The sequence below is a fragment of the Chromohalobacter sp. 11-W genome, from assembly GCF_029889905.1.
In the GTDB taxonomy this organism is placed as follows: domain Bacteria; phylum Pseudomonadota; class Gammaproteobacteria; order Pseudomonadales; family Halomonadaceae; genus Chromohalobacter.
Genome location: NZ_JARANZ010000008.1, coordinates 155,472 through 171,604 on the forward strand (window position 1 = coordinate 155,472; position 16,133 = coordinate 171,604).

Sequence of the window (16,133 nt, forward strand, 5' to 3'; positions counted from 1 at the left end):
GTCGCGATGTCCTGCGTGACGACAACAATCGTCATCCGGCGCGGGACTTTATCACCACTCATCAGCGACGCCAGGGGGCGCTTCATCATGACTTCAAATACGGCCGCCATGCCTACGAAACGATGGCGAAAAGGGCGCGGTAGGGCGGTAATGATCGGCGTTGCGGTCGTCCTGCTTGCCGTCATGGCCTGGGATACCACGGTGGTGCCGATCGGCGCGGAAGAGGAGCAGGAAGGCGCGAAAATGGCACGCTTCGCCGAAGAAGAATTTCCCAAGATTCGCGACGATGTCGAGGCGCGTGCCGTCGATATCGAGCAGCTTTCCAGTGCAATTGCCGACGACCAGAGCGCGGCGGGGGAAAAATACGGCGTGCCAGGCGGCGTCGGGCCGATCATGCCCGTCACCTTTACCGGTGTGGTGGGAGACGGCACGTCCGGGACATATGAGGTCAAGGCTGACGGGGCGCCCGATGACCTCGTGGTACGGGTTCAGACCGGTCCGGCCATCAATGGTACCGACCTGCGGGATGCCACTGGAGAAATCGAGTTCGGTCAATTCAAGAATCAGATCGAATATCAGAATGCGGGCGCCGCTCTGAACGATGCCATGAAGGCCCAGGTGCTATCGGATATCGATACACAAGGCCTGCAAGGCAAGACCGTGACGGTGACGGGTGTGTTCCAGTTGATCAATCCGAATAACTGGCTCGTGACGCCGGTCGACTTTAGCGTGGAATGAGCCGGAGGCTTGATGCGATGAACGAACATGCAACCAGTCAAGAAGGGACGCTAGGAAAGGTGATCCTGTCGGCGCGTAATATCGCCAAGTCATTCGGTAATGTTCATGCGTTGAAGGCCGTGAATTTCGATGTTCACTACGGGCAAGTGACGACGCTTTTCGGTGAGAATGGCGCGGGAAAATCGACGTTAATGAAAATTCTCTCGGGTGTCATGCAGCCATCCTCGGGGGAAATCGTTCTCGAAGGCGAGCCGGTTCGCTTCTCTTCGACCACGGAGGCGCAGCGCCAGGGGATATCGATCATTCACCAGGAGCTTAGCTTGGCGCCCAATTTGAGCGTCCGCGATAACGTCTTCATGGGCCGTGAAATCGTCGGCAAGGGCGGCGTCGATTATGCGGAGGAGGCGCGTCAGACGCGCCAACTCATGGAAGAACTGGATGAACCCATCGATCCACTCACGCCTGTGGAAGATCTGCGTCTCGGGCAGCAGCAGATCGTCGAGATTGCCCGTGCGTTATCCGTCAATTCGCGCATTTTGATCATGGATGAGCCGACTTCGGCATTGAGCGCCTCGGAAGTCGAGGTGCTGTTTCGCGTGATTCGTGACCTGAAAAGCCGTGGTGTTTCACTCGTATATATCTCCCACCATCTCGAGGAAGCCCTGACCATTACCGACCATGCTGTGGTATTGCGCGATGGTCGGATGACGGCCTATGCCGCGCGTCAGGAGATCGATCTCGAGTGGATCGTACGCAACATGGTGGGAGAGAACTTCGATCTTGGTTCCCCGCCGGACGGGTACGCGATGGGGGATGCCGTGCTGTCGATCGAGGGCATCACCATTCCCGATGTATCGGTGCCCGGACGCGCCGTGGTCGATGACGTGTCGTTGAGCGTACGTGCCGGCGAGATCGTCTGCATCTATGGGTTGATGGGGGCGGGCCGCACCGAACTGCTTGAAAGCGTGGCAGGACGTGGCGGTATGAGTGCGGGCCGAGTCCTGCTGCATGGTGAGGACATCTCGCGGCTGAGTATCGCGGAGCGTATCGAAAAAGGCCTGGTGTTGGTGCCGGAGGACCGCCAGCGCGATGGCCTGGTACAGACGATGTCGGTGGGCGAAAACCTGTCGCTTGCCAGCATCGGTGCCTTTACCAAAGGGCTACTGACATCGCGTGGGCGTGAGCGTCACGTGGTGCGGGAATCGATCAGCAATGTCCACATTAAGACTGACGGCTCTGCAGCCTCCATCGGGTCGTTATCCGGGGGCAACCAGCAGAAAGTCGTGATTGGCAAGATGATGGCGACGCATCCCCGGGTCGTGCTGCTCGATGAACCCAGCCGAGGTATCGATATCGGTGCCAAGGCCGAGGTCTTCAGGCTGCTGAGTGAGGGGGCGGCGCAACAGGGCCTGGCCGTGGTGTTCTCGACCTCGGAAGTCGGCGAATGCCTGAGTATTGCCCATCGTATCGTCGTCATGAGCCGTGGCCGGATTGCGGCCGAATTCGGTGCCGATGCCAACAAAGAAGAGATTATGGCTGCCTCGGGCGAGGCCGTGGTCGCTTGATCCACTTATAAAGCGGAGATAATCACAATGTCTGATGTCAGCCAAGATAACGACAATGAGAGAGGCAAGCTATTCGGCGGCGATTTCGATATAAAGCGCATGCTTCTGGAGGGGCGTGCGTTCTTCGCCTTGATCGCGATCATTGTCATTTTCTCGATTCTTTCCCCTGTCTATTTCTCGACCAGTAATTTCCTGACCATGTCGTCTCACGTCGCCATCTTCGGGTTGCTATCGCTCGGGATGCTGTTGGTCATCCTGACGGGCGGCATCGACCTTTCCGTGGGCTCGACGCTTGGCCTGGCAGGTGTCTTCGCAGGCTTTCTGATGCAAGGCGTGTCTTTCGAAATACTGGGCGTCGTGTTCTATCCCCCCGTATGGGTCGTGGTCATTCTGACGTGTGGACTGGGCGCTCTGGTCGGTGCCATCAACGGTGTGCTCATCGCATATTTCAAGGTGCCCGCCTTCGTGGCGACCCTGGGGCTCTTGTACGTGGCCAGAGGCGTCGCCCTACTGATGACCAACGGCCTGACCTATAACAATCTGGGCGGTAGCCCTGAGCTGGGTAACACCGGATTCGACTGGTTGGGCTTCAATCGATTGTTCGGGGTTCCGGTCGGTGTCCTGATTTTGGCGGCCGTGGCGATCGCCTGCATCCTGCTGCTGGCGCGCACGCCGTTTGGGCGTTGGGTGTATTCCACCGGCGGTAACGCCCGTGCCGCAGAGCTTTCGGGCGTACCGGTCAAACGCGTGCAAGTGCTGGTGTATGTGCTATCAGGCATTTGCGCGGCCATCGCCGGGTTGGTGCTGTCATCCCAGCTGACGTCGGCAGGGCCGACGGCCGGGACGACCTATGAATTGACCGCGATTGCCGGTGTCGTCATCGGCGGTGCGGCACTCACCGGTGGCCGCGGCAATGTGCGCGGCACTTTGCTGGGGGCCTTCGTGATCGGGTTCCTCTCCGATGGTCTGGTCATCATCGGGGTTTCTTCCTACTGGCAGACCGTGTTCACCGGGGCCGTCATCATTCTCGCGGTCTTGCTCAACAGCATTCAATACAGCGGTCGGAAGAAGCAGCAAGCCTCTTCCGATGGCAAGACGACTTCGCCGCAACCGGAGAGCGCCGTTGAGCGTTCGCCGGCCTCGGGAAGTACTGCCGGTAAAGCCGGTACACAATCATAAGAGTAAAGGTGGTCGATTATGTTCATGAAAGGAAAACGCCTGCTGATAGCTGCACTGGCCGTGAGCGCGCCGCTCTTCGCGGGTGGGGTCGCGGCTCAGGACGAAGGACGTATCTCCATTATCGTCAACGACACCTCCAACCCCTACTGGTTTACTGAGGGTAAGATCGCCCGAGAGACGGCCGAAGAATTGGGGTATGAGGCCAACGTGAACTCGCACAAAGGAGACACCAACACCGAGAGCAATCAGATCGATACGGCGATCACCAATCAGGCAGAGGCCATCATTCTCGACCCAGCCAATGCCGATGGCTCTATTGGGGCGGTACGCAAGGCCGTCGATGCGGGTATCCCGGTGTTTATCATCAACGCCGAAATCAACGAGAAGGGGCTGGCCCAGGCGCAGCTCGTCTCGAACAACGCCCAGGGTGCGGCGCTTGGGGCACAGCAGTGGATCAAGAGCGTCGGCGATTCGGCAAGCTACGTGGAACTCAAGGGTGCGCCTTCGGATAATAACGCCGCCACCCGTTCCAACGGCTACGAAACCGTGCTCAGCCAATATCCCGGCCTCGAGCGGGTCGGCGTCGATGTCGCCAACTGGGATAGAACCCAGGGCTTCAACAAGACGCAGAGCATGTTGCAGGCCAACCCCGACATCGATGGCGTGATCAGCGGTAACGACGAGATGGCGCTGGGCGCGATCTCAGCCTTGAAGGAGGCCGGTAAGCTCGATGATGTCGTCGTGGGGGGCTTCGATGGTTCGCCCGACGCGGTCGAGGCGGTAAAAGCCGGTGAGATGGAATATACCGTACTGCAGCCGGTGGCCATCTTCTCTGAAATGGCGGTGCGTATGGCGGATAAATACATCAAGAACGGTGATACCGGCATCGACGGCGAGAAGAAGCTCTTCGACTGCTTCCTCATCACCGCGGACAACGCCGATCAATATACCGACCCGTTCGTGCTTAAGCAGTAATCCTTGCCTGAATCGCTTGAGAGCGCCAGTGGCGCTCTCAAGTCTCTCCCGGTCTCGATAGGCCTTACGAGACCTGCGGCTTCAACTCGCCGCTTGCGTAACGCTCGAACATGCGTTCGAGGTTGAGCGGGGCGATCTTGCTGGCCTGGCCGGCGGTGCCGAAAGCTTCGAAGCGCTGGATGCACACATCGCGCATGGCGGTGACGCTTTCCTTGAGGAACTTGCGCGGATCGAATTCGCTGGGGTTCTCGGCCAGGAAACGACGTACCGCACCGGTGGACGCCAAGCGCAGGTCGGTGTCGATGTTGACCTTGCGCACGCCGTGCTTGATGCCTTCGACGATTTCCTCGACCGGGACGCCATAGGTCTCGGGAATCTCGCCACCGTGAGCGTTGATGGTCTCCAGCCATTCCTGCGGTACAGAGCTTGAGCCATGCATCACCAGGTGCGTGTCGGGGATACGCGCGTGGATCTCCTTGATGCGCTGGATGGAGAGAATGTCGCCGGTCGGCGGCCGCGTGAACTTGTAGGCGCCGTGGCTGGTGCCGATGGCGATGGCCAGGGCGTCGACCTGGGTGGCGGCGACGAACTGTGCGGCCTCTTCCGGGTCGGTCAGCAGCTGGCTGTGATCCAGCGTGCCTTCGGCGCCGACGCCGTCTTCCTCGCCGGCCTGGCCGGTTTCCAGCGAGCCCAGGCAACCCAGCTCGCCTTCCACCGAGACGCCACAGGCGTGCGCCATTTCCACCGCGCGACGGGTGACGTCGACGTTATAGGCGTAGTCGGCGGGGGTCTTGCCGTCTTCCTTGAGCGAGCCGTCCATCATCACCGACGAGAAGCCGAGCTGGATGGAGCGCTGGCACACGCCGGGGCTGGTGCCATGGTCCTGGTGCATGACCACCGGGATATGTGGAAATTCTTCCACGGCGGCCTGGATCAGATGACGCAGGAAGGGCGCGCCGGCGTATTTGCGGGCGCCCGCGGAGGCCTGGACGATCACCGGCGAGTCGGTGCGGTCGGCGGCCTCCATGATGGCACGCATCTGTTCCAGGTTGTTGACGTTGAACGCGGGAACGCCGTAGGCGTGTTCGGCGGCGTGGTCGAGCAGTTGACGCAGGCTGATCAGAGCCATGGGGAGTGTGATTCCTCTAGAAGTACAAGGCGGCCCGCAGGCCGCCGATCGTGACGTAGTGGCTTGAGTAGTTAGTTATAATTCGTAGTTATAAGTCGTGCCGTAGTGAGTCAGGCCTATCGGGAGGCGGCTTCGAGCGCCGCCACGGCGGGGAGTTGCTTGCCTTCCACGTATTCGAGGAAGGCGCCGCCGCCGGTGGAAATGTAGGAGACGTCATCGGCAACGCCGTACTTGTCGATGGCCGCCAGGGTGTCGCCGCCACCGGCGATCGAGAACGCCGAACTGGCGGCGATGGCACGCGAGAGCGTCTCGGTGCCCTTGCCGAACTGGTCGATCTCGAACACGCCGACGGGGCCGTTCCATAGGATGGTGCCGGCGTTTTCGAGCAGCGCGGCGAAGCGCTTGGCGGTATCCGGGCCGATGTCGAGGATCATGTCATCGTCGTTGAGCTGGTCGACCGGCTTCACTTTGGCCTCGGCCTGCTCGGAGAATTCGGTGGCGACCACTACGTCGGAAGGCAGTGGAATATCGACCTTGGCCATGAAGGCCTTGGCTTGATCGACCAGGTCCGCTTCATGCAGCGACTTGCCGACGTTGTAGCCCGCGGCGGCGATGAAGGTGTTGGCGATGCCGCCGCCGACGATCAACTGGTCGCACTTTTCGGACAGTGCGGTGAGCACGTCGAGCTTGGTGGATACCTTGGAGCCACCGACGATGGCCAGCATCGGGCGTGCCGGCGTGGCCAGCGCCTTTTCCAGCGCGTCGAGTTCGCCTGCCAGCAAGGGGCCCGCACAGGCGGTGGGTGCGTATCGCGCCACGCCGTGGGTCGAGGCCTGGGCGCGATGCGCGGTACCGAAAGCGTCCATCACGTAGACATCGCAGAGCGCGGCGTAGGTCTTGGCCAGTGCCTCGTCGTCCTTCTTCTCGCCGGTGTTGTAGCGCACGTTCTCGAGCAGCACCACCTCACCCTCGGCGATATCGACGCTGCCGTCGAGATAGTCCTTTTCCAGGCGTACCTCGCGGCCCAGCAGCTTGCCGAGGTGCGTCGCCACCGGGGCGAGCGAGAATTCATCGGCGGGCTCGCCTTCGGTGGGGCGGCCCAGGTGGCTCATCAGCATCACCCGAGCGCCGGCATCTAGCGCGGCCTGGATGGTCGGCAGGCAGGCGCGCAGGCGCGCGTCGCTGGTGACTTGGTCGCCCTTGATGGGCACGTTGAGGTCTTCACGAATCAGTACACGTTTTCCGGCGAGATCCAGATCGGTCATCTTGCGCACGTTCATGGGCGTGTTCCTCACTTGGGTGAAGGGATGTCAGACGACAACGAGGAGGTCGAGGGCGCGGTGCACGTCGTCGAAGCGGGAGCGTTCTGGGCGGCGAGTGCCAGCCAGTGCGTCGCCACGTCGAGCATGCGGTTGGCGAAGCCCCACTCGTTGTCGAACCAGCACAGCATCTTGATCAGATGGCTGCCGGCCACGCGGGTCTGGGTGGCGTCCACGATACCCGAGCGCGGATCGTGGTTGAAGTCGACCGACGTCACCGGTTCTTGGGTATGGCCGAGCAGGCCGTTGAGGCGCTCGTGGCTGGCGGCCTGCAACAGCGCATTGACCTGCTCGGCCGAGGTGGCCTCGCGCACCGAGAGCGCCATGTCCATGGCCGAGACGTTGATGGTCGGCACGCGCACGTGCAGGCACTCGAAGCGCCCGGCCAGATGTGGCATGAGGCGTTCGATGCCACGGGCCAAGCCGGTGTCCACGGGGATGATCGAATGCATGGCCGAGCGCGTCAGGCGTAGATCGGTCTTGTGGTAGGCATCGATCACCGGTTGGTCGTTCATCGCCGAGTGAATGGTGGTGGTCACGCCATGCTCGAGCCCCAGGGCCTCGTCGATCACCGTCAACAGCGGCACCAGACAGTTGGTGGTGCAGGACGCGGCGGAGACGATGCGCATGTCGGCACGCAGCTCGGCGTCGTTGATGCCATGCACGATGGTAGCGTCGACATCGGCCTCGGCGGGCTGCGAGAACAGCAGCCGTTGGGCGCCGGCGGCGATATGCCGCTCGGCGGTGGCGCGGTCCTTGAAGCTACCCGAGCATTCCAGCACCAGGTCGATGCCAAGCTCCGCCCAGGGGAGGCGCGAGGGGTCGGACTCGGACAGCACGCGGATGGCATGGCCGTCGGTGACCAGCGCACCGTCGCGGGTTTCTACCTGGCCAGGAAAGCGCCCATGGGTGGTGTCGTAGCGCGTCAGGTAGGCGATGGTATCGAGATCGGAAAGCTCGTTGATGGCTACGACGACCAGGTCAGTAGCATGGCGCTCGGTGAGGGCTCGCAGGACACATTGGCCGATACGGCCGTAACCATTGATGGCGATGCGATAGGACATGGACAGACGCTCGGGAGCCCCGCTTCGACAGTGAAACGCCGATGTTAGCGCAGTTACGCCCTGCTTGCCCAAGACCGCGTGACGTGGGCATGACATGACACGATTCAGCTAGGGAGTTCATGCCACCGCAGGCGAGGTCTAACCCACGAAATGCCACATCAATGGCAGCCATAGCGCAGTGAATACGCCGGTCAGGCTCATGCCCAGCGAGGCGAAGGCGCCGGCGGTGGGGCCGATATCGAAGGCACGCACGGTGCCGATGGCGTGGCCGTTGATGCCCAGCGCGAAGCCGATGACGCGCTGATCGTGGATGTTTCCCCAGCGCGCCAACAGCGTGATGCTGAGCGTGGCCATCACCCCGGTGATCAGCAAGGCGCCCATCAACAGCGAGACCGAGCCCCGCAGCTCCTCGACGATGCCCATGGCGATGGGCGCGGTCACCGACTTGGGCGCCAGCGAGGCCAGCACCGTCGGCGTTGCATCTAGCAGCCAGGCGATGCCCATCGCGTAACCGGCCGCGAGCATGGCGGCGGGTGGCAAGGTCAGCACGATGGGTTTCCACAGTGTTCGAATGTGATGCACCTGCTGATAGAGCGGCACGCCCAGCGCCACGGTGGCCGGACCCAGCAGCCAGGTCAGCCAGCCGACACCCCGGCGGTACTCGATGTAGTCGAGCGGTAAAAGCGCCAGCAAGCCGGCCAGCAGGCAGGCGGCGAGCAGAATGGGGGGACACCAGGCGGGCGAGCGCAACCAGCTAAAAAGTCGCAGGCCTGCGAAATAGGCCGCCAGAGTGAGCACGATGGCGGTTTCGGGGCGTTGCGGGAGCGTGTGGACCAGACCTTCCAGGCGGAGTAAAAGCTCACTCATGCGGTCGCTCCCGGAGCGTGGCAACCAGACGTTGCATCAGCCACAGCGTGGTTAACGAGCTGAGCAGCGTGCCCAGGATCAGAGCGATGAAGATGGTCAGCCATTGGCCGCTGAATTCGTCGGCCTGGAAGAAGATGCCAACGACGCCTGGCATGATGAGCAGCGCCAGCATACCGATCAACGGTTGGCTGGCGGCGCCGAGGTCGTGGCTCAAGCGGCGGCGCAGCAACAGCCAAAGGGTGAGCAATAACATACCGGCCACCCCGCTGGAGAGCGGGAGTGCGAACAGCTCGACGGCGATGTCGCCGAGCATCAAAAACGCCGTCAGGATCAGAAAACCCCGTAGGATGGACAGCATGCGGATGGCCCTTGCATGAGTGTGCCGGAGATTGATGCGCATCATACCAGAGCACGCGGCGGATGCCGGACGCGACATTGACGCTTACGTGGCGGGCGTGAATTGCTATGCTCCACAAGCATGTGCCAGCCTGACGATCGACGTCGGCTGCCACGCCGTGCGCATAGCCAGGCTTGGATGACAGGGAGGAAACTACATGACCGATATCGCAAGGCTCTTGGGGGCTGAGGCGGAAACACTGCTGGAGCACCAATGCCAGACGTTTCGCAAGGAAGATTTATACCTGCCGGGGCCGGATTTCATCGATCGGGTGATGTCGGAAAACGACCGCAGCCCGCACGTGCTGCGCAACATGCAGACGCTTTACAATCATGGCCGCTTGGCGGGGACCGGCTATCTGAGCTTCCTGCCGGTCGATCAGGGCATCGAGCACTCTGCCGGGGCGTCGTTCGCGCCCAATCCGCGTTACTTCGATCCCAAGAACATCGTCGAGTTGGCTATCGAAGGGGGCTGCAACGGCGTGGCCTCGACGCTGGGTGTGCTGTCCTCGGTGGCGCGCCGTTATGCGCACAAGATTCCCTTCATGCTCAAGCTCAACCACAATGAGACGCTGACCTATCCGGCGATATTTGATCAGACGCTGTTCGCGCAGGTCGAACAGGCGCACGACATGGGCTGCGTGGCGGTGGGGGCAACCATCTATTTCGGCTCGCCCGAGAGTCGGCGCCAGATTCAGGAGATCAGCGAGGCCTTCGAGCGCGCCCATGAGTTGGGCATGGTGACCGTGTTGTGGTCCTACCTGCGCAATCCGGCGTTCAAGCACGAGGGCACGGATTATCACGTCGCCTCGGATTTGACCGGCCAGGCGATCCACATGGCGGCGACGCTCAAGGCGGACATCGTCAAACAGAAGCTACCGGAGAACAACGGTGGCTATCGTGCCGTCGGTTTTGGACATACCCACGATAAGGTCTACGACGAGCTAACCAGCGACAACCCCGTGGACCTGGCTCGCTACCAAGTGGCGAACTGCTTCATGGGACGCGCCGGGCTGATCAATTCCGGTGGTGGCTCCAAGGGCCATTCCGACCTGGGTGAAGCCGTGCGCACGGCGGTGATCAACAAGCGCGCCGGCGGCATGGGCCTGATTTCCGGACGCAAGGCGTTCCAGAAGCCGATGAACGAAGGCGTCGAACTGCTCAACGCCATTCAGGACGTCTACCTCTCCTCCGAGGTCACCCTCGCCTGACCCAAGGCGATCCAGTGACGCTAAATGACGACTCGGCCTTGCCGGGTCGTCTTGCCGATTTTTCGTACATAGCCTAGGGTCGCGACCCATTGTCACGCTTATGACGCGCGAGCGTCGTGCCGATTATGATGGTGGCGTGCCCAGCCCGGGCACGTTCATTCGATGTGGAGGGCGCATGTCGCAACTTGCCGAAGATATCGCGCTTCAGGATGTCGCTATCAGAGATGTCGCCATCGTCGGCGCGGGGCCGGTGGGGCTGTGCCTGGCGCTGGAACTGGCGGCACTGAATTTGTCGGTGACGTTGATCGATGCCGCGCCGTACACGGCGTTGGCTTCGCCTGACGACGACGGGCGTGAGATCGCCCTGACACATGCCTCGCGTGAGCAACTGGCGGCGGCGGGCATCGATATCCCCGCAGACCAGATGGCACCGATTCGCGAGGCACGTCTCTATAATGGAGCCAGCCCGCGGGGCATGACCCTGGCCAGTGCACGAGGAAAGGGCCAAGGGAGAGAGGGCCAAGACCGCATCGGCCAACTCGTCGCCAATCATGTCATCAGGCGCGCCGCGTTCGAGGCGGTGCAGGATGTCGAGCATATCGAGCTCGTCACCGGACGCCGGGTGAGCGCATTGGGCACCGGCGCTGGCGGGCGTAGTGTGTGGCTCGACGACCAGTCGTACATTCCCGCGCGTCTGGTGGTGGCCGCCGATGGTCGTCTGTCGGCGACGCGCCGCCTGGCGGGGCTCTCCGCGCAGATTCACGATACCGGCCAGCGTCTGCTGGTGCGCCGCATGGCGCATGCGCGGTCACATCGAGAAGTGACCTGGTCATGGTTCAACGGTGAGCGTGGCTTGGCATTGCTGCCGCTGGCGGGCGATACCGCGTCGCTGGTGATGACGCTGCCGCCGCACGACGCCGAGTGGCTCAAGGCGTTGTCGTCTGACGCATTCGCGGCGGAGGCGACTCGGCTTTACCAAGGCAGTGTGGGCGAAATGAGCTGTCGTGGCGCGTTGCACGATTATCCGCTCTCGGTCAGCCGTGCCGAGCATCTGGTTGCCGGTCGCGTGGCGTTGGTGGGGGATGCGGCGGTAGGGCTGCATCCGGTCACGGCGCATGGCTTCAACGTCGGGTTGGCCAGCGTGCGTCGGCTGGTCGAGGCGCTGACGCATCACGGTAAGGCGGTGGAGGATGTCGGTGCAGCGGCGGGTCTGGCGAGCTATGCGCGACACCATCAGCGTGCGATCCTGCCGTTGTGGCATGCCTCGCGCGCCTTGGTGACGTTGTACGGCGATACGCGGCCGCCGGCACGTCTCGTGCGCCATTTGGCCTTGGGGGCCGCGCGCCAGGCCGCGCCGCTTCAGTGGCTGATGGAAGGCTATCTGGCCAAGTCGCCCGCGCGTCGCTGAAAGGGTGTTTATCCAAGGACGGCACTCGGCAATACAGCGTTGAAAATGGCCTCAAAATGCTAGTTCATCTCGTGTAGACTCCGCTTCTTCGTCCAACTCCGTCGTGTCTTCCCTCGTCTTCTTTGTCGACATCCCGCTAGTTACGTTTCTTCATTTCTTGCCAGATATACACCACGTCCCGTTTTGTACTACCATATGTGGTGTATTGAGACGCGGTGCCTGAGAAGGCGGCGTGTCATTCCCGAAAGATATTTGTACCTCCTATTTCTTCTTTGCGAAAACAAAGGCTTATCATTCTCATGAGCATTAAGATTTACAGCAAGCCGGATTGCATGCAGTGCCACGCCACCTATCGCGCCCTCGACAAGCAGGGGCTCGATTACACGGTGGTGGATGTCAGCGTGGACCCCGAAGCGGTACGGACCGTCGAATCGCTGGGCTATCGCCAGCTGCCGGTGGTCGTCGCGGCGGAGTCGCAGCATTGGTCAGGTTTTCGTCCCGAGCTGATTCGCCAACTCGCGTGAGAGGAAGGGGGCAGCATGCGCGATGTAGTGTATTTTTCCACGCAATCGGGCAATACGCGGCGCTTCGTCGAAAAGCTCGACGTGTCGGCGCAGGCCATCCCGCGTAGCCGTAACGAAGCCCCGTTGCGCGTGGAACGCCCCTATATCTTGATCTTGCCGACGTATGGCGATGGCGATCCACGTACGGCGGTACCAGGACCGGTGATCCGGTTCTTGAACGACCCCCACAACCGGACCTTGATCGAAGGCGTGGTGGCCGGCGGCAATACCAACTTCGGTGCTGCCTTCGGCTTGGCCGGTCGCGTGGTAGCGCACAAGTGCCAGGTGCCGTTGCTGCACCGTTTCGAACTGATGGGAACGCCCGAGGATGTCGCCAAGGTGCATGGCTGCTTGGCGACGGAGATGACAGATGCTGGATGATACCGTGGAAACTACCGAGAACACGTCCTCCGTCGAGCTGAGCCGCACGACGCAGACGCTGGATTATCACGCCCTCAATGCGATGCTCAACCTCTACGATAACGAGGGGCGCCTGCAACTGCAGGCGGACCGTGAGGCGTCGCGTCAGTACTTCCTGCAGCACGTCAACCAGAATACGGTTTTCTTCCATTCGCTGGCGGAAAAGCTCGAGTATCTGGTCGCGGAGAACTATTACGAGAAGGAGGTGCTTGACCAGTACGACTTTGCCTTCATCAAGTCGCTGTTCGAGCGCGCCTATGCCGTGAAATTCCGCTTTCAAAGCTTTCTCGGTGCGTTCAAGTACTACACCAGTTATACGCTCAAGACCTTCGACGGGCGCCGTTACCTAGAGCGTTTCGAGGACCGTGTGTGCATGGTCGCGCTGACCTTGGCGCAGGGTGACGAGACGGTGGCTCGGCAGCTGATGGATGAAATCATCCACGGACGCTTCCAGCCGGCCACGCCGACGTTTCTCAATTGCGGCAAGAAGCAGCGCGGCGAACTGGTCTCGTGCTTCCTGCTGCGCATCGAGGACAACATGGAGTCCATCGGGCGCTCCATCAATTCGGCGCTGCAACTCTCCAAGCGTGGCGGCGGTGTGGCGTTTCTGCTCAGCAATATCCGCGAGGCGGGCGCCCCGATCAAGCATATCGAGAATCAGTCCTCGGGCATCATCCCGATCATGAAGATGCTCGAAGACGCTTTTTCCTATGCCAACCAGCTGGGCGCGCGCCAGGGCGCCGGCGCGGTGTATCTCAACGCGCATCATCCGGACATCCTGCGTTTCCTCGATACCAAGCGCGAAAACGCCGACGAGAAGATTCGCATCAAGACGCTGTCGCTGGGTGTGGTAATTCCCGACATCACCTTCGAGCTGGCTAGGCGCAACGAGCAGATGTATCTGTTCTCGCCCTACGATGTGGAGAACGTCTACGGCAAGCCGTTCGGCGACATCAGTGTCACCGAGAAGTACGACGATATGGTCGACGACGCGCGTATTCGCAAGACCAAGATCAACGCGCGCGAGCTATTCCAGACGCTGGCGGAGGTTCAGTTCGAGTCGGGCTATCCGTATGTGATGTTCGAGGACACGGTGAATCGCGCCAACCCGATTGCCGGTCGCATCAACATGAGCAACCTGTGCTCGGAGATCCTGCAGGTCAACACGCCGTCCGATTACGATGCGGATCTCGGTTATGAGCGTATCGGCGAGGACATTTCCTGCAATCTTGGCTCGCTGAACATCGCCAGGACCATGGACTCTTCGGACTTCGGCGCCACGGTCGAAACCGCGATTCGCGGGCTGACGGCAGTCTCCGAGATGAGCGATATCCGCTCGGTGCCGTCGATTTCCGAGGCCAACAAGCATTCGCATGCCATCGGCCTGGGACAGATGAACCTGCACGGTTACTTGGCCCGCGAGCATATTCATTACGGCAGCGAAGAAGGTTTGGATTTCACCAACCTCTACTTCTACACCGTGACCTACCACGCGCTGCGCGCCTCCAACCAGCTGGCCATCGAACGGGGCGTGGCGTTCGCCGGTTTCGCGGATTCGGACTATGCCAGCGGCGTGTATTTCGACAAGTATACCGAGCAGGCGTGGGGCCCGCGTACCGCGCGTGTCCGTGAGCTGTTCGACAAGGCCGGCATCCATGTGCCGACCCAGGACGATTGGCGCGAGCTCAAGGCGTCGGTCATGGCGCATGGACTCTTCAACCGTAACCTCCAGGCGGTGCCGCCGACCGGTTCGATTTCTTATATCAACCATTCGACGTCGAGCATTCACCCGGTGGTGTCGAAGATTGAGATCCGCAAGGAAGGCAAGCTGGGGCGCGTCTATTACCCGGCGCCGTATCTCAACGACGACAACCAGGAATACTACCAGGACGCCTACGAGATCGGCCCCGAGGCGATCATCGACACTTACGCCGAGGCCACGCAGCACGTCGACCAGGGCCTGTCGCTGACGCTGTTCTTCCGCGATACCGCGACGACGCGCGATATCAATCGGGCGCAGATCTACGCCTGGCGCCGGGGCATCAAGACGCTTTACTACGTGCGCCTGCGCCAGGCCGCGCTTGAAGGCACGGAAGTCGAAGGTTGCGTGTCCTGCACCCTGTAAGCTGTCGCCCCCGCGACCACGCCATCGAGATTACCGGTGCGCTGGTGACCGCGCCAGCGCACCGCCGGAACTGAGAGAACCGTCATGACCGCTACCGCCGCACCGCGTCATCTGACGCGTGTCGATGCCATCAACTGGAACCGCCTCCAGGACGACAAGGACCTCGAGGTCTGGAATCGGCTCACCGCCAACTTCTGGCTGCCCGAGAAGGTGCCGCTGTCCAACGATGTGACCTCGTGGAACACGCTGACCGAGCAAGAGCAGACGCTGACCATTCGCGTCTTCACCGGGCTTACGCTGCTCGACACCATTCAGGGCACCATCGGCGCGCCGGTGCTGATCGAGGATGCCGTGACGCCCCATGAGGAGGCGGTGTTCACCAACATCAGCTTCATGGAGTCGGTGCATGCGCGCTCCTACAGCTCGATCTTTTCGACGCTGTGCGCGACGCGTGATGTCGACGATGCCTATCGCTGGAGCGAAGAGAATCCGCACCTTCAGAACAAGGCCGAGTTGATCCTCAATCGCTACCGCATGGACGATCCGCTGATGCGCAAGGTCGCCAGCGTCTTCCTCGAGTCGTTCTTGTTCTATTCGGGTTTCTATCTGCCGATGTACTGGGCCAGTCGCGGCAAGCTGACCAACACCGCTGATTTGATTCGTCTGATCATTCGCGACGAAGCGGTCCACGGCTACTACATCGGTTATAAGTTCCAGCAGGCGTTGGCCAAGGAGAGCGCCGAGCGCCAGCAAGAGATCAAGGACGCCACCTTCGATCTGCTGCTCGAACTCTACGACAACGAGGTGCAGTACACGGAATCGCTTTACGACGACGTGGGACTCACCGAAGAGGTCAAGGCGTTCTTGCACTACAACGCCAATAAGGCGTTGATGAACTTGGGCTACGAGCCGCTGTTCCCCGGCGCCACCGAAGCCGTCAATCCGGCGATCCTGGCGGCGCTCTCGCCGGGGGCCGAGGAAAACCACGACTTCTTCTCCGGCTCCGGTTCTTCCTATGTCATCGGGCGTTCGGAGCGCACCGAGGACGAAGACTGGGCGTTCTGAGTCGTTCCTATCAACGTTTGCTGGCGCATTATCGATCAGCATCTCCCGGGTGCCCGACACCGGTTCGTGTCGCGGCGCCCGGGGGCACGTCCTCCGCTTGCCTCTCTCG

15 protein-coding genes are annotated in these 16,133 nt (G+C 61.4%); 10 read left to right on the forward strand and 5 right to left on the reverse strand.

Going from position 1 to position 16,133, the window contains the following annotated elements; translation table 11 throughout:
• Positions 1-6 precede the first annotated feature (6 nt).
• The 4 genes from OP494_RS12815 to OP494_RS12830 are packed head-to-tail and all read left to right on the forward strand — an operon-like array spanning position 7 to position 4,457.
• Positions 7-738, forward strand: a complete 732-nt coding sequence (locus tag OP494_RS12815; protein ID WP_277811314.1) for a DUF2291 domain-containing protein — start codon at positions 7-9, stop codon at positions 736-738.
• Between the two features lie 17 nt (positions 739-755).
• Entirely contained in the window at positions 756-2,303 is a 1,548-nt protein-coding gene (locus tag OP494_RS12820; RefSeq protein WP_280541257.1) for a sugar ABC transporter ATP-binding protein, read from the forward strand.
• Positions 2,304-2,330: 27 nt separating this feature from the next.
• Positions 2,331-3,482 (forward strand): ABC transporter permease, encoded by a 1,152-nt coding sequence (locus OP494_RS12825; RefSeq protein WP_246923697.1) that lies wholly within the window; start codon positions 2,331-2,333, stop codon positions 3,480-3,482.
• Between the two features lie 24 nt (positions 3,483-3,506).
• Positions 3,507-4,457, forward strand: a complete 951-nt coding sequence (locus tag OP494_RS12830; RefSeq protein ID WP_280541259.1) for a D-ribose ABC transporter substrate-binding protein — start codon at positions 3,507-3,509, stop codon at positions 4,455-4,457.
• 64 nt (positions 4,458-4,521) lie between these two features.
• Here the strand turns inward: OP494_RS12830 and fba are convergent, their stop codons facing one another.
• The 5 genes from fba to OP494_RS12855 form a co-directional block, all read right to left on the reverse strand.
• On the reverse strand, positions 4,522-5,586 hold the full coding sequence (gene fba / locus OP494_RS12835) for a class II fructose-bisphosphate aldolase (RefSeq protein WP_280541261.1): 1,065 nt from the start codon (positions 5,584-5,586) through the stop codon (positions 4,522-4,524).
• A gap of 116 nt (positions 5,587-5,702) precedes the next feature.
• A complete protein-coding gene (locus OP494_RS12840) occupies positions 5,703-6,866 on the reverse strand; it encodes a phosphoglycerate kinase (RefSeq protein ID WP_247620711.1) in 1,164 nt (387 codons plus the stop codon).
• Between the two features lie 11 nt (positions 6,867-6,877).
• A complete protein-coding gene (locus OP494_RS12845) occupies positions 6,878-7,969 on the reverse strand; it encodes a glyceraldehyde 3-phosphate dehydrogenase NAD-binding domain-containing protein (protein WP_280541264.1) in 1,092 nt (363 codons plus the stop codon).
• 138 nt (positions 7,970-8,107) lie between these two features.
• A complete protein-coding gene (locus OP494_RS12850; protein WP_280541266.1) occupies positions 8,108-8,836 on the reverse strand; it encodes an LrgB family protein in 729 nt (242 codons plus the stop codon).
• Complete coding sequence (locus OP494_RS12855) at positions 8,829-9,194, reverse strand: CidA/LrgA family protein (RefSeq protein WP_280541267.1); 366 nt, start codon at positions 9,192-9,194, stop codon at positions 8,829-8,831. Before OP494_RS12855 ends, OP494_RS12850 begins: the two co-directional genes overlap by 8 nt.
• A 196-nt stretch (positions 9,195-9,390) precedes the next feature.
• Here OP494_RS12855 and OP494_RS12860 point away from each other — a divergent pair, with 196 nt between their 5' ends.
• The 6 genes from OP494_RS12860 to nrdF all read left to right on the forward strand — a co-directional run bounded on the left by OP494_RS12860 (position 9,391) and on the right by nrdF (position 16,024).
• Positions 9,391-10,443 (forward strand): class I fructose-bisphosphate aldolase, encoded by a 1,053-nt coding sequence (locus OP494_RS12860; protein ID WP_247640222.1) that lies wholly within the window; start codon positions 9,391-9,393, stop codon positions 10,441-10,443.
• 175 nt (positions 10,444-10,618) lie between these two features.
• Positions 10,619-11,851 carry a 5-demethoxyubiquinol-8 5-hydroxylase UbiM gene (ubiM, locus tag OP494_RS12865; RefSeq protein ID WP_280541269.1) on the forward strand — a complete coding sequence of 411 codons (1,233 nt, stop codon included), beginning with the start codon at positions 10,619-10,621 and terminating at the stop codon, positions 11,849-11,851.
• A 299-nt stretch (positions 11,852-12,150) separates the two neighbouring features.
• Positions 12,151-12,375, forward strand: a complete 225-nt coding sequence (gene nrdH, locus OP494_RS12870) for a glutaredoxin-like protein NrdH (RefSeq protein WP_280541271.1) — start codon at positions 12,151-12,153, stop codon at positions 12,373-12,375.
• 15 nt (positions 12,376-12,390) lie between these two features.
• Positions 12,391-12,795 carry a class Ib ribonucleoside-diphosphate reductase assembly flavoprotein NrdI gene (gene nrdI, locus OP494_RS12875; RefSeq protein ID WP_280541272.1) on the forward strand — a complete coding sequence of 135 codons (405 nt, stop codon included), beginning with the start codon at positions 12,391-12,393 and terminating at the stop codon, positions 12,793-12,795.
• On the forward strand, positions 12,785-14,959 hold the full coding sequence (gene nrdE, locus OP494_RS12880; RefSeq protein WP_280541274.1) for a class 1b ribonucleoside-diphosphate reductase subunit alpha: 2,175 nt from the start codon (positions 12,785-12,787) through the stop codon (positions 14,957-14,959). The genes nrdI and nrdE overlap by 11 nt, the downstream gene beginning before the upstream one ends.
• Positions 14,960-15,043: 84 nt before the next feature.
• The gene (gene nrdF, locus OP494_RS12885) at positions 15,044-16,024 is read left to right on the forward strand and encodes a class 1b ribonucleoside-diphosphate reductase subunit beta (RefSeq protein WP_280541276.1); all 981 of its coding nucleotides are present in this window, start codon (positions 15,044-15,046) and stop codon (positions 16,022-16,024) included.
• The last annotated feature ends 109 nt before the right edge of the window (positions 16,025-16,133 follow it).

Excerpts from the sequence above, each read along its gene's own strand:
- OP494_RS12815 (WP_277811314.1), top strand. The coding sequence starts at position 7 with ATGTCCTGCGTGACGACAACAATCGTCATCCGGCGCGGGACTTTATCA.
- OP494_RS12820 (WP_280541257.1), top strand. The coding sequence starts at position 756 with ATGAACGAACATGCAACCAGTCAAGAAGGGACGCTAGGAAAGGTGATC.
- OP494_RS12825 (WP_246923697.1), top strand. The coding sequence starts at position 2,331 with ATGTCTGATGTCAGCCAAGATAACGACAATGAGAGAGGCAAGCTATTC.
- OP494_RS12830 (WP_280541259.1), top strand. The coding sequence starts at position 3,507 with ATGAAAGGAAAACGCCTGCTGATAGCTGCACTGGCCGTGAGCGCGCCG.
- fba (WP_280541261.1), bottom strand. The coding sequence starts at position 5,586 with ATGGCTCTGATCAGCCTGCGTCAACTGCTCGACCACGCCGCCGAACAC.
- OP494_RS12840 (WP_247620711.1), bottom strand. The coding sequence starts at position 6,866 with ATGAACGTGCGCAAGATGACCGATCTGGATCTCGCCGGAAAACGTGTA.
- OP494_RS12845 (WP_280541264.1), bottom strand. The coding sequence starts at position 7,969 with ATGTCCTATCGCATCGCCATCAATGGTTACGGCCGTATCGGCCAATGT.
- OP494_RS12850 (WP_280541266.1), bottom strand. The coding sequence starts at position 8,836 with ATGAGTGAGCTTTTACTCCGCCTGGAAGGTCTGGTCCACACGCTCCCG.
- OP494_RS12855 (WP_280541267.1), bottom strand. The coding sequence starts at position 9,194 with ATGCTGTCCATCCTACGGGGTTTTCTGATCCTGACGGCGTTTTTGATG.
- OP494_RS12860 (WP_247640222.1), top strand. The coding sequence starts at position 9,391 with ATGACCGATATCGCAAGGCTCTTGGGGGCTGAGGCGGAAACACTGCTG.
- ubiM (WP_280541269.1), top strand. The coding sequence starts at position 10,619 with ATGTCGCAACTTGCCGAAGATATCGCGCTTCAGGATGTCGCTATCAGA.
- nrdH (WP_280541271.1), top strand. The coding sequence starts at position 12,151 with ATGAGCATTAAGATTTACAGCAAGCCGGATTGCATGCAGTGCCACGCC.
- nrdI (WP_280541272.1), top strand. The coding sequence starts at position 12,391 with ATGCGCGATGTAGTGTATTTTTCCACGCAATCGGGCAATACGCGGCGC.
- nrdE (WP_280541274.1), top strand. The coding sequence starts at position 12,785 with ATGCTGGATGATACCGTGGAAACTACCGAGAACACGTCCTCCGTCGAG.
- nrdF (WP_280541276.1), top strand. The coding sequence starts at position 15,044 with ATGACCGCTACCGCCGCACCGCGTCATCTGACGCGTGTCGATGCCATC.